At 62.9% G+C, this 12,094-nt stretch carries 17 protein-coding genes; all 17 read right to left on the bottom strand.

All coding sequences use genetic code 11. The features are described 5' to 3' along the window. Positions 1-68: 68 nt before the first annotated feature. A complete protein-coding gene (gene rplE / locus HD599_RS00775) occupies positions 69-647 on the bottom strand; it encodes a 50S ribosomal protein L5 (RefSeq protein WP_184232733.1) in 579 nt (192 codons plus the stop codon). Next, entirely contained in the window at positions 647-1,006 is a 360-nt protein-coding gene (gene rplX / locus HD599_RS00770; protein ID WP_184232731.1) for a 50S ribosomal protein L24, read from the bottom strand. Before rplX ends, rplE begins: the two co-directional genes overlap by 1 nt. Positions 1,007-1,008: 2 nt before the next feature. Further along, on the bottom strand, positions 1,009-1,377 hold the full coding sequence (gene rplN / locus HD599_RS00765) for a 50S ribosomal protein L14 (protein ID WP_184232729.1): 369 nt from the start codon (positions 1,375-1,377) through the stop codon (positions 1,009-1,011). After that, positions 1,378-1,686, bottom strand: a complete 309-nt coding sequence (gene rpsQ / locus HD599_RS00760) for a 30S ribosomal protein S17 (protein WP_184232727.1) — start codon at positions 1,684-1,686, stop codon at positions 1,378-1,380. A gap of 2 nt (positions 1,687-1,688) precedes the next feature. Then, the gene (gene rpmC / locus HD599_RS00755; protein ID WP_184232726.1) at positions 1,689-2,024 is read right to left on the bottom strand and encodes a 50S ribosomal protein L29; all 336 of its coding nucleotides are present in this window, start codon (positions 2,022-2,024) and stop codon (positions 1,689-1,691) included. Beyond that, positions 2,024-2,443 (bottom strand): 50S ribosomal protein L16, encoded by a 420-nt coding sequence (gene rplP, locus HD599_RS00750; RefSeq protein WP_184232724.1) that lies wholly within the window; start codon positions 2,441-2,443, stop codon positions 2,024-2,026. The genes rpmC and rplP overlap by 1 nt, the downstream gene beginning before the upstream one ends. Positions 2,444-2,445: 2 nt before the next feature. Next, a complete protein-coding gene (rpsC, locus tag HD599_RS00745; RefSeq protein ID WP_184232722.1) occupies positions 2,446-3,246 on the bottom strand; it encodes a 30S ribosomal protein S3 in 801 nt (266 codons plus the stop codon). Then, the gene (gene rplV, locus HD599_RS00740; protein ID WP_184232720.1) at positions 3,246-3,644 is read right to left on the bottom strand and encodes a 50S ribosomal protein L22; all 399 of its coding nucleotides are present in this window, start codon (positions 3,642-3,644) and stop codon (positions 3,246-3,248) included. Before rplV ends, rpsC begins: the two co-directional genes overlap by 1 nt. Beyond that, positions 3,644-3,925 carry a 30S ribosomal protein S19 gene (rpsS, locus tag HD599_RS00735; RefSeq protein ID WP_184232718.1) on the bottom strand — a complete coding sequence of 94 codons (282 nt, stop codon included), beginning with the start codon at positions 3,923-3,925 and terminating at the stop codon, positions 3,644-3,646. Before rpsS ends, rplV begins: the two co-directional genes overlap by 1 nt. A gap of 12 nt (positions 3,926-3,937) precedes the next feature. After that, positions 3,938-4,777: a 50S ribosomal protein L2 gene (gene rplB / locus HD599_RS00730; RefSeq protein ID WP_184232716.1), complete on the bottom strand. Its 840-nt coding sequence runs from the start codon at positions 4,775-4,777 to the stop codon at positions 3,938-3,940. 18 nt (positions 4,778-4,795) lie between these two features. Next, entirely contained in the window at positions 4,796-5,095 is a 300-nt protein-coding gene (rplW, locus tag HD599_RS00725) for a 50S ribosomal protein L23 (protein ID WP_184232715.1), read from the bottom strand. Next, positions 5,092-5,763, bottom strand: a complete 672-nt coding sequence (gene rplD, locus HD599_RS00720; protein ID WP_184232714.1) for a 50S ribosomal protein L4 — start codon at positions 5,761-5,763, stop codon at positions 5,092-5,094. The genes rplW and rplD overlap by 4 nt, the downstream gene beginning before the upstream one ends. 4 nt (positions 5,764-5,767) lie before the next feature. Continuing rightward, on the bottom strand, positions 5,768-6,421 hold the full coding sequence (rplC, locus tag HD599_RS00715; RefSeq protein WP_184232712.1) for a 50S ribosomal protein L3: 654 nt from the start codon (positions 6,419-6,421) through the stop codon (positions 5,768-5,770). A gap of 10 nt (positions 6,422-6,431) precedes the next feature. Continuing rightward, positions 6,432-6,740 carry a 30S ribosomal protein S10 gene (gene rpsJ / locus HD599_RS00710; RefSeq protein ID WP_147783478.1) on the bottom strand — a complete coding sequence of 103 codons (309 nt, stop codon included), beginning with the start codon at positions 6,738-6,740 and terminating at the stop codon, positions 6,432-6,434. A 432-nt stretch (positions 6,741-7,172) separates the two neighbouring features. Further along, entirely contained in the window at positions 7,173-8,381 is a 1,209-nt protein-coding gene (locus tag HD599_RS00705; RefSeq protein WP_184232710.1) for a CAP domain-containing protein, read from the bottom strand. Between the two features lie 215 nt (positions 8,382-8,596). After that, a complete protein-coding gene (gene tuf / locus HD599_RS00700) occupies positions 8,597-9,790 on the bottom strand; it encodes an elongation factor Tu (RefSeq protein ID WP_184232708.1) in 1,194 nt (397 codons plus the stop codon). Between the two features lie 141 nt (positions 9,791-9,931). Continuing rightward, complete coding sequence (gene fusA, locus HD599_RS00695; protein WP_184232706.1) at positions 9,932-12,049, bottom strand: elongation factor G; 2,118 nt, start codon at positions 12,047-12,049, stop codon at positions 9,932-9,934. Positions 12,050-12,094: the final 45 nt, after the last annotated feature.

Below are 12,094 nucleotides of genomic sequence, written 5' to 3'. Positions count from 1 at the left end.
AACGTTGCCCTTTCGGGCAACGTTCCATCATAGCTGCAGGAGTCTCGCCTGCGACCTCAGTCTGTAATTTAGACGTCGGTCCTGAAGGGGAAGCCCAGCGCCTTGAGCAGCGCGCGGCCTTCCTCGTCGTTCTTCGCAGTGGTGACGACGGTGATGTCGAAGCCACGTACGCGGTCGATCTTGTCCTGGTCGATTTCGTGGAACATCGACTGCTCGGTCAGACCGAAGGTGTAGTTGCCGTTGCCGTCGAACTGCTTCGGGCTGAGCCCGCGGAAGTCACGGATACGGGGAAGGGCAAGGTTGATCAGACGGTCGAGGAACTCCCACGCACGGTCGCCACGGAGGGTGACGTGTGCGCCGATGGCCTGGCCTTCGCGCAGCTTGAACTGAGCGATGGACTTACGGGCCAGCGTGACCTGGGGCTTCTGGCCGGTGATCGCGACGAGGTCCTTGATGGCACCGTCGATGATCTTGCCGTCGCGAGCTGCCTCACCGACACCGGTGTTCACGACAACCTTGACCAGTCCGGGGATCTGGTGAACGTTGGTGAAACCGAAGTCAGCCTTCAGCTGCGTGGAGATCTCGTTGCGGTACTTGACCTTGAGAGCGGGCTGGGTCTTCTCAGCCGTGGTTGCGGTGTCAGTCATTAGAGGTCCTTACCTGACTTCTTCGCGTAGCGGATACGGACGGTGCGCTTGACGCCGTCCTTCTCTACTACCTCGGTGCGGAAGCCGACGCGAGTGGGCTTCTTGGTCTCGGGGTCGACGAGCGCGACGTTGGACACGTGAATGGGTGCCTCCATCGTCTCGATGCCGCCGGTCTTGGTACCGCGCTGGGTCTGGCCGACGCGGACGTGCTTGGTGACGAAGTTGACACCCTCCACGACGACGCGGTTGCGCTCAGTGAGTACCTCGATGACGCGACCCTGCTTGCCGCGGCTTCCGCCACGGGCCTGGGTCTTGCCGGTGATGACCTGAACCAGGTCACCCTTCTTGATGTTCGCCATGATTAAAGGACCTCCGGTGCCAGCGAGATGATCTTCATGAACTTCTTGTCGCGAAGCTCACGACCAACCGGGCCGAAGATGCGGGTACCGCGGGGGTCTCCGTCAGCCTTCAGGATCACTGCGGCGTTCTCGTCGAACTTGATGTATGAGCCGTCGGGACGGCGGGTCTGCTTGTTCACGCGAACGATGACCGCCTTGACGACGTCACCCTTCTTCACGTTGCCGCCGGGGATTGCGTCCTTGACGGTCGCGACGATGACGTCACCCAGGCCGGCGTAACGACGGCCGGAGCCACCGAGAACGCGGATCGTAAGCAGAACCTTGGCGCCGGTGTTGTCGGCGACCTTGACTCTGGATTCCTGCTGAAGCATTTACTTAGCCTTCTCTACGATTTCGACGAGGCGCCAGCGCTTCGTAGCGCTGAGCGGGCGGGTCTCGCTGATGAGAACCGAGTCGCCAACGGCGGCCGAGTTCGTCTCATCGTGAGCCTTGACCTTGGACGTACGGCGGATGACCTTGCCGTACAGCGGGTGCTTTACGCGGTCTTCGACCTCGACGACGATGGTCTTGTCCATCTTGTCGCTGAGGACAACGCCACGACGGGCCTTGCGGTAGCCGCGAGCGAGCTCGGCGGTTTCGACCGTCTCGGCCGCGGGGGCAGTTTCCTTGGCAGTAGCCATGACTATGCCTCCTTCGTCTCTTCGGCGACGGGCGTCTCGGCGGCAGCCGCGTCATCCGTCTTCTTGGTCGTCTTCTTCGCCTTGGTCTCCTTGGCAGGAGCCTCGACGGCGACAGGCGTGGCACGAATGCCCAGCTCGCGCTCACGGAGAACCGTGTAGATGCGGGCAATGTCGCGCTTCACGGCGCGCAGGCGGCCGTGGCTTTCGAGCTGTCCGGTAGCCGACTGGAAGCGCAGGTTGAACAGCTCTTCCTTGGCCTTCTTCAGCTCGTCTACGAGTTGCGTGTCTTCAAAAGTGTCGAGCTCGGTTGGTGCGAGCTCCTTGGATCCGATCGCCATTATGCGTCGCCCTCCTCGCGCTTGATGATGCGTGCCTTGAGAGGCAGCTTGTGAATGGCGCGAGTCATCGCTTCGCGAGCAACTTCCTCGCTGACGCCGCTGAGCTCGAAGAGCACGCGACCCGGCTTGACGTTGGCAATCCACCACTCGGGAGAACCCTTACCGGAACCCATGCGGGTTTCGGCCGGCTTCTTGGTGAGCGGGCGGTCGGGGTAGATGTTGATCCACACCTTTCCGCCACGCTTGATGTGACGCGTCATGGCGATACGAGCGGACTCGATCTGGCGGTTGGTGACATACGCGGGCGTGAGCGCCTGGATGCCGAACTCGCCGAACGAGACCTTCGTGCCACCGGTGGCGTGGCCACTACGGCCGGGGTGGTGCTGCTTACGGTGCTTGACCTTACGGGGAATCAACATGGTTACGCCTCAACTCCTGCTGGTGCCGCTGCCGCTACCGGTGCGTCTGCCTTGGGGGCAGAGTTGCGGGGAGCGCGGTTGTCGCGGCGGTCTCCGCCACGGTCGTCACGACGCTCGGGGCGGGTCGACTTCTGGTTTGCCTGCTCGCGAGCAAGCTCCTTGTTGGTGATGTCACCCTTGTAGATCCAGACCTTCACGCCGATACGGCCGAAGGTGGTCTTGGCCTCGTAGAAGCCGTAGTCGATGTTCGCGCGGAGCGTGTGCAGCGGCACACGGCCTTCGCGGTAGAACTCCGAACGGCTCATCTCGGCGCCACCCAGACGACCGCTGACCTGGATGCGGACACCCTTGACGGTCGACGTGCGCTGAGCACCCTGCATGCCCTTGCGCATTGCGCGGCGGAAGGCCACACGTGCGCTGAGCTGCTCGGCGATTCCCTGGGCAACAAGCTGGGCTTCTGCTTCGGGGTTCTTCACCTCGAGGATGTTGAGCTGGATCTGCTTGCCCGAGAGCTTCTCGAGGTCGGTGCGGATGCGCTCGGCCTCGGCTCCACGGCGGCCAATCACGATGCCCGGACGGGCGGTGTGAATGTCGACGCGGACGCGGTCGCGGGTGCGCTCGATCTCGATACGTGCCACGCCGGCGCGGTCAAGCGACGTCTTGAGCAGGTTGCGGATCTTGATGTCCTCGGCGACGTAGTCGCTGTAACGCTGTCCGACCTTCGTGCTGTCGGAGAACCAGCGCGACACGTGGTCGGTGGTAATTCCCAGACGGAAGCCGTATGGATTTACTTTCTGGCCCATTACTTCTTTCCTGCCTTCGCAGTTGTTGCCTTGGCGGCATCCGCTTCGTCCGGCGTAGACAGGACGATCGTGATGTGGCTCGTGCGCTTCAGGATCTGGAAAGCGCGGCCCTGTGCACGCGGCTGGAACCGCTTCAGGGTGGTTCCCTCGTCAACGAAAGCCTCGGAGACGAACAGGTCCTGCTCGTCGAGGAAGGTGTTCGCTGCGTCGGCCTTGACTCGTGCATTGGCCATTGCCGAAGCAACGAGCTTGTACACGGGCTCGCTCGCACCCTGGGGTGCGAACTTCAGGATGGCCAGTGCTTCGACTGCCTGCTTGCCGCGGATGAGGTTAACAACGCGACGAGCCTTGGTTGCGGTAACGCGAATGTGCTTCACGCGGGCGATGGATTCAACCATTAGCGACGACGTCCCTTCTTGTCATCCTTCACGTGGCCGCGGAAGGTGCGGGTGGGCGAGAACTCGCCGAGCTTGTGACCCACCATGGACTCCGTGACGAACACGGGGATGTGCTTGCGGCCGTCGTGCACCGCAATGGTGTGACCGAGCATGATCGGGATGATCATGGAGCGGCGCGACCAGGTCTTGATTACGTTCTTGCTTCCGGCCTCATTGGCGACAACTACCTTGCGAAGCAGGTGGTCATCGACGAAGGGGCCCTTCTTCAGACTGCGTGGCATCTTCTACAACTCCTACTTGCGCTTCTTGCCGGCGTTGCGGCGACGAACGATGAGCTTGTCGGACGGGAGGTTGCGCTTACGCGTACGACCCTCCTTCTGGCCCCAAGGGGTAACGGGGTGACGTCCACCGGACGTCTTACCCTCACCACCACCGTGCGGGTGGTCAACGGGGTTCATGGCGACACCACGAACGGTCGGGCGGACGCCCTTCCAGCGCATACGGCCGGCCTTACCCCAGTTGATGTTGGACTGCTCGGCGTTGCCGACCTCGCCGATCGTGGCGCGGTTGCGCACGTCGACGTTGCGGATTTCACCCGACGGCAGACGGAGCTGCGCGTAGGGGCCGTCCTTGGCGACGAGACGAACCGACGCACCAGCGGAGCGGGCCATCTTGGCGCCGCCACCGGGACGAAGTTCGATCGCGTGGATAACGGTTCCGACCGGGATGTTCTTCAGCGGAAGGTTGTTACCCGGCTTGATGTCGGCCGAGGGGCCCGACTCGATGATGTCGCCCTGGTTGAGCTTGTTCGGAGCGATGATGTAGCGCTTCGTACCGTCAACGTAGTGCAGCAGTGCGATGCGAGCCGTGCGGTTGGGGTCGTACTCGATGTGAGCGACCTTGGCGTTCACGCCGTCTTTGTCGTTGCGCTTGAAGTCAATGACGCGGTACTGGCGCTTGTGGCCACCACCGATGTGACGGGTCGTGATGCGACCGGCGTTGTTACGTCCACCGGTCTTGGGCAGGGGACGAAGCAGCGACTTCTCCGGCGTCGATCGCGTGATCTCGGCGAAGTCGGCGACGGACGAACCGCGGCGACCGGGAGTTGTGGGCTTGTACTTACGAATAGCCATGAGTTATCTCCTTGTTCCCTAGCCGACAGCCGTGAAGATGTCGATGGAACCGGACTTCAGCGTGACAATGGCACGCTTGGTGTCCTTGCGCTTGCCGAGGCCGAACTTGGTACGACGGGTCTTACCCGTGCGGTTCAGAGTGTTGACCGAAGCGACCTTGACGTTGAAGATCTTCTCGATAGCGAGCTTGATCTCGGTCTTGTTCGCGCGGGGGTCAACGACGAAGGTGTACTTGCCGTCATCGATCAGGCTGTAGCTCTTCTCAGAGACAACAGGCGAGATCACGATGTCGCGAGGATCCTTTTGCGTGGCGGTCATGCGCTGACCTCTTCCTTGTTCGACTTGGTGTTGAAGGCGACGAACGCGTTGAAGGCACCCTCGGTGAAGACGATGTCATCGCTGACGACGACGTCGTACGCGTTGAGCTGGTCGTAGGGCAGCACGTGGACGGCCGGGATGTTCCGGACGCTCTTGTAGCTGAGCTCGTCGTCACGCTCGAGGACGATCAGAACGTGCTTGCTCGACGCGATGGTCGCGAGCAGGCTCACGATCGCCTTGGTCGAGGGGGTCTCGCCGACGGACAGCGAGTCGATGACGTGAATGCGCTCACCGCGGGCACGGTCGGAGAGAGCTCCGCGCAGTGCTGCAGCGATCATCTTCTTGGGGGTGCGCTGCGAGTAGTCGCGGGGGTGGGGTCCGTGGACGATTCCACCGCCCTTCATCTGAGGTGCGCGGATCGAGCCCTGACGAGCGCGACCGGTTCCCTTCTGCTTGAAGGGCTTGCGGCCAGCACCGGAGACTTCACCACGGCGAAGCGTGTTGTGCGTACCCTGGCGAGCCGCTGCGCGCTGCGCGACGACGACCTGGTGGATGAGCGGAACGTTGGTCTGGACGTCGAACGTTTCGGCGGGGAGGTCGACGGAGCCGACCTTCTTGCCGCTGGAGTCGATGACGTCGAGCGTGGCTACGCCAGCTGTTTCTGCCATGGAACTACGCTCCCTTCACTGCGTTGCGGACGAATACGAGACGGCCCTTGGCGCCGGGAACGGCACCCTTGACCAGGATGAGGCCCTTCTCGAGGTCAACTGCGTGGACCTTGAGGTTGAGGACGGTAACGCGCTCGCCACCCATACGGCCGGCCATGCGCATGCCCTTGAACACGCGCGAAGGCGTGGACGAGGCACCGATGGAACCGGGCTTGCGGTGGTTGCGGTGCGAACCGTGCGAGCTGGAAACACCCTTGAAGTTGTGACGCTTCATAACACCGGCGAATCCCTTGCCCTTGCTCGTGCCGACGACGTCGACGAGCTGGCCTGCGGAGAAGATGTCAACCGCGATCTCCTGGCCGAGGCTGTAGTCAGCTGCGTCCGCGGTGCGGACCTCGGTGAGGTGACGGCGAGGCGTGACGCCTGCCTTGTCGAAGTGACCGGTGGCCGGCTTGTTCGACTTGCGGGGGTCGATCTGGCCGTAGGCGATCTGGACGGCGCTGTAGCCGTCGATCTCCTGCGTGCGCAGCTGCGTGACGACGTTGGGGGTGATCTCAACGACGGTCACGGGAACGAGCTTGTTGTTCTCGTCCCAGACCTGGGTCATACCGAGCTTGGTGCCGAGGAGGCCCTTGGTGCTCTTGTTGTTGTCAGCCATTGGATCCCCCTTACAGCTTGATCTCGATGTTGACGTCTGCCGGCAGGTCGAGACGCATGAGCGAGTCGACAGCCTTGGGCGTCGGGTCAATGATGTCGATGAGGCGCTTGTGCGTGCGCTTCTCGAAGTGCTCGCGGCTGTCCTTGTACTTGTGAGGCGAACGGATCACGACGATCACGTTCTTCTCGGTCGGAAGCGGCACGGGGCCAACAACGGTGGCTCCGGCACGGGTGACCGTGTCGACGATCTTGCGCGCCGACGAGTCGATGACCTCGTGGTCGTACGACTTAAGTCGAATGCGGATTTTCTGTCCCGCCATGTCTGACTCTCTCTCTGTAATGCATCGTGGCCTACGCCGCTAGTGCCGGGCCGGCACGTGCGTAACTATTGGATGCTTCAGCACGCGCGGCATTTCTGCCGCCGTACCAGTGTTTACTGCTGTGTCATCTGGCCCCCGCGCACACAGTTCTAGCCCGTGCGAATCGGGGAGGCGATGAAGCCTTGGCTCTGCTCCCCGCGGCCTAGCCTCTATCGCTCAGCGATGGACTATGCACTGCCTGGGAGTGATCCGCGCATCCGTAGACGGCGAAATGTTGAACTAGACGAGTTTGCCACACTCTTCACCCACGTGCAACCCGGGCGTGTCGCGATCGGCGTGTCGCATTTTGCCCCGGGATTCCGGGGCAGACGGGTCGAGTCCGAGGCGCGGACGAGGCCGCGATTCGACCCCTCCGACGGCCCTCGCGGACGACTATTTTTCGCAGGCGATTCCGTCTTTGTCGGCGTCGCGGTTCGGGTTGAGCGCGTACAGCGAGTTGGAGAAAAACGGGGTTCCCTTGAACGCCTTGTTCACGCCGCTCACCCGGTCGAACCGCGTGCCGACCTTCGCGACGCCGTGCGGGTATGCCGCGTTGAGTGCGTCGCAGTTCTTATAGACGAGGCCGGTCACGGCCTTCGTGGTGCCGCTCGCCTTCGCCATCGACACGTAGTTGGGGCGGCTGCCGGTCACGGCGACGGTGATGACCTTGTCGACGGTGATCGGAGTCACCGTGTAGGTCGACTTCGTGGCGCCGGCGATGGCTGCTCCGTTCGCCCGCCACTGGTAGCTGGCGCTCGCGAGCGCGGGCTTCCACGTGCCGAGGCTGACCTTGAGGACGTTGCCGACCTTTGCCGTCCCGGAGATGGCAGGGATGCCAGCCGTCGTGAACGTGCCGGTGACGATGGATGTCGCGGCCGACGCGCGCGAGGCTGGGGCGTACCCCGTCTTGCTGCCGGTCACGGTCACCGAGATCCGGCTGCCGATGTCGGCCGCCGTCGGCACATAGGTCTTCGACTTCGCCCCGGCGATCACGGTCGTCCCGCGCTTCCACTGGTACGAGAAAGTGGGGGCGGGCGTCCACGCTCCGGCGTTCGCGGTGAGGGTCGCGCCGACCGTCGCCACACCGCTGATCTTCGGCACGGCGGCCGCGATGGGCGCCGTCGGCGTCGCGTACCGGGCGAAATTCTGCACGAGCCAGATGTCCCCGCCTGCGTCCTTGTAGTAGCCGATGCCGATATCGGTCGCGGTGGACATGATGTTCTTGCGGTGGCCGGGCGAGTTGAGCCAGGCCGCCACGACGCTCGAGGAGCTGTAGTTCCAGGCGACGTTCTCGGCGGCCATAGTCCAGCCGGCCGGGATCTGCTTCGAGTACGAGGGGTTGTGGTACATCTTGTGGGCGGCGGACATCTGCTTCGCCCACGCTTGGGAGACGGCATCCATGGCGGTGTTGTGAACGAGCGGCTTGAGCCCCGCATTCACCCGCGCCTTGTTCGTTGCCGCGAGGATCGTCTCGATGTCGGATGCCGCGGCAGACGCCGGGCCGGCCGCGACGGGCACCAGCAGAGCGCCGACGAGCAGCGCGAACAGCATCATCGCGGTGGCGCGCATTCGGGCGCGTGGCGCGCGTGTGACAGTGTTCATGACTCCCCTGGGTACCGATGCCCCCTGGCACCGCGAGCAACGCTACGTGAGCCACGTTCGCTTCGGTAGCACCCTTTGTGGGGACTGGGTGTGTCCCCCGCGATGCCTGCCCCCAGCCCGGCGCATGCGCATGCGCATGCGCATGGGCGACTCCCTGCGCGCACGCAAGAAGGCCCGCAGCGCGAACGCTGCGGGCCCTCTAGTAAAGCGGGGTACTACTTGATGATGGTCGTAACCGTTCCAGCACCAACCGTGCGGCCACCCTCACGGATGGCGAAACGCAGGCCCTCTTCCATGGCGATGGGCTGGATCAGCTCAACGGTCATGTCGGTGGTGTCGCCGGGCATAACCATCTCGGTGCCCTCGGGCAGCGTGATGACGCCGGTGACGTCGGTGGTACGGAAGTAGAACTGCGGACGGTAGTTCGCGTAGAACGGGTTGTGACGGCCGCCCTCTTCCTTGGAAAGGATGTACGCGGTACCGGTGAAGTTCGTGTGAGGGGTGACCGAGCCGGGCTTGACGACAACCTGGCCACGCTCGACGTCTTCACGCTTCGTGCCGCGGAGCAGCAGACCACAGTTCTCGCCGGCCCAAGCCTCGTCGAGCTGCTTGTGGAACATCTCGATACCAGTGACCGTGGTCTTCTGGATCGGGCGGATTCCGACGATCTCGACATCGGAGTTGATGGCGAGCGTGCCACGCTCGGCGCGGCCCGTCACGACGGTTCCACGACCGGTGATCGTGAAGACGTCCTCGATCGGCATGAGGAACGGCTTGTCCTTGTCGCGCACGGGGTCGGGGATGTTGTCATCCGCGGCCTGCATGAGCTCGAGGATTGCGTCCTCCCACTTGGCGTCGCCCTCGAGAGCCTTGAGGCCCGAGACGCGAACGACGGGAGCGTTGTCGCCGTCGAAGCCCTGGCTGGAGAGCAGCTCGCGAACCTCGAGCTCGACGAGCTCAAGGATCTCTTCGTCGTCGACCATGTCGGACTTGTTCAGCGCGACCATGAGGTACGGCACGCCGACCTGCTTGGCGAGCAGAACGTGCTCACGGGTCTGAGCCATCGGGCCGTCGGTCGCTGCAACCACGAGGATTGCACCGTCCATCTGAGCGGCACCGGTGATCATGTTCTTGATGTAGTCAGCGTGGCCGGGGGCGTCAACGTGAGCGTAGTGACGCTTCTCGGTCTCGTACTCGACGTGCGAGATGTTGATCGTGATACCGCGCTGGCGCTCTTCCGGAGCCGAGTCGATCGACGCGAAGTCGCGCTGAACGTTGGTTGCGGAAGGGAACTTGTCGGCGAGAACCTTGGAAATCGCTGCGGTGAGCGTGGTCTTTCCGTGGTCAACGTGACCGATGGTTCCGATGTTTACGTGCGGCTTGCTCCGCTCGAACTTGGCCTTAGCCACTGGGTCCTCCTCAGGACTCGGGTGCTCGGCATCCGAAATATCGGATGCTTCGCGACTTGGTGTGTACTTATGTTACTCGGGCGAGTGACGCCAAAGCACAGGGCCGCAGATTGCCGCGGTCTCTTGTGGTGAGTGGTGTTACTACTCGCCCTTGTTCTTCTGGATGATCTCGTCGGCGACCGCGCGGGGCACCTCGGAGTAGCTGTCGAACGTCATGGAGTAAACAGCACGTCCGGAAGTCTTCGACCGAAGGTCACCAACGTACCCGAACATTTCTGACAGTGGCACGCTTGCGCGGATCACCTTAACACCCGTGGCGTCTTCCATCGACTGGATCTGCCCGCGACGCGAGTTGATGTCGCCGATAACGTCGCCCATGTACTCCTCGGGCGTGCGGACCTCGACGGCCATCAGCGGCTCGAGCAGAACGGGCTGTGCCTTACGAGCGGCTTCCTTGAAAGCCATCGAACCCGCGATCTTGAACGCCATTTCGGACGAGTCAACATCGTGGGCGGCACCGTCGAGGATGATTCCTCGAACACCGACCATGGGGTAGCCGGCGAGAACGCCGACGGCCATGGAAGCCTGGAAACCTGCATCGATCGAGCCGATGTACTCGCGCGGGATACGGCCACCGGTGACCTTGTTCTCGAACTCGTAGATCTTCTCGGGAGTGACCTCCATCGGCTCAAGCGAGATCTGCACCTTAGCGAACTGGCCGGATCCACCGGTCTGCTTCTTGTGGGTGTAGTCGTGCTTGTCGACCGTGCGGCGAATCGTCTCGCGGTACGCAACCTGGGGCTTGCCCACGTTGGCCTCGACGTTGAACTCACGGCGCATACGGTCAACGAGGATGTCGAGGTGAAGCTCGCCCATTCCCTTGATGACGGTCTGGCCGGTGTCCTGGTTCTGCTCCGTGCGGAAGGTCGGGTCCTCTTCAGCGAGCTTCTGGATGGCGACACCCAGCTTCTCCTGGTCGGCCTTGGTCTTCGGCTCGATAGCGACCTCGATGACGGGCTCGGGGAACGTCATCGACTCGAGGACGACCTGGTTCGCCGGGTCGGACAGCGTGTCGCCCGTCGTGGTGTCCTTGAGGCCGATAACCGCGTAGATGTGGCCGGCGGCCATCGACTCGACGGGGTTCTCCTTGTTGGCGTGCATCTGGAAGACCTTCCCGATGCGCTCCTTCTTGCCCTTGGTCGAGTTGATCAGCTGGGCGCCCGAGTCGGCCTGGCCCGAGTACACGCGAATGTACGTGAGGCGGCCGAAGAACGGGTGGACGGCGACCTTGAACGCGAGAGCCGCGAACGGGTCGCTCGTGATCGGGTGACGCTCGATGATCTTCTCTTCGTCACGCACGTCGTGGCCCTCAACTGCGGGCACGTCAAGCGGGCTGGGGAGGTAGTCGATGACAGCGTCGAGCATCGGCTGGACGCCGCGGTTCTTGAACGCCGAGCCACAGAGGACCGGGTAGATCTCGCTGTTGACGGTCAGCTTGCGGATCGCAGCCTTGATCTCGGCGACCGAGAAATCGGTGTCGCCCTCCATGAAGCGCTCGAGGAGCGCGTCGTCGGTCTCGGCGACAACCTCGAGCAGCGTTGCACGGTACTCGTTGGCCTTGTCGAGGAGGTCGGCGGGGATCTCTTCGATCTCGTACTTCGCACCGAGCTCGACGTCACCCTTGGAGTCTCCACGCCAGGTGAGCGCGCGCATCTCGACGATGTCGACGACACCCTCGAAGCTCGACTCGAACCCGATCGGGATCTGGATGACCAGCGGCTTGGCGCCGAGGCGGTTGATGATGGTGTCGACGGTGTAGTAGAAGTCCGCGCCGAGCTTGTCCATCTTGTTGACGAAGCAGATGCGGGGAACGTCGTACTTGTCGGCCTGGCGCCAGACGGTCTCGGACTGGGGCTCAACGCCCTCCTTGCCGTCGAACACTGCGACTGCGCCGTCGAGGACGCGGAGCGAGCGCTCCACCTCGACCGTGAAGTCGACGTGACCGGGGGTGTCAATGATGTTGATCTGGTTGTTGTTCCAGAAGCACGTCGTTGCAGCGGACGTGATCGTGATGCCACGTTCCTGCTCCTGCGCCATCCAGTCCATCGTCGCGGCGCCGTCGTGGACTTCGCCGATCTTGTGGGTGATGCCCGTGTAGAACAGGATGCGCTCAGTGGTCGTCGTCTTGCCAGCATCGATGTGAGCCATGATGCCGATGTTGCGGACCTTGTTCAGGTCGGTGAGCACGTCTTGTGCCACGGAGTTCCTCCGAAAGAGTTTGGGTAGATGGGTGGTGCTGATTCC

Origin of the sequence: Conyzicola lurida, from assembly GCF_014204935.1 — a bacterium.
Classification (GTDB): Bacteria; Actinomycetota; Actinomycetes; order Actinomycetales; family Microbacteriaceae; genus Conyzicola; species Conyzicola lurida.
Note: the sequence above shows the minus strand (reverse complement) of the source record. Positions and strands in the feature narration are given on the sequence as shown.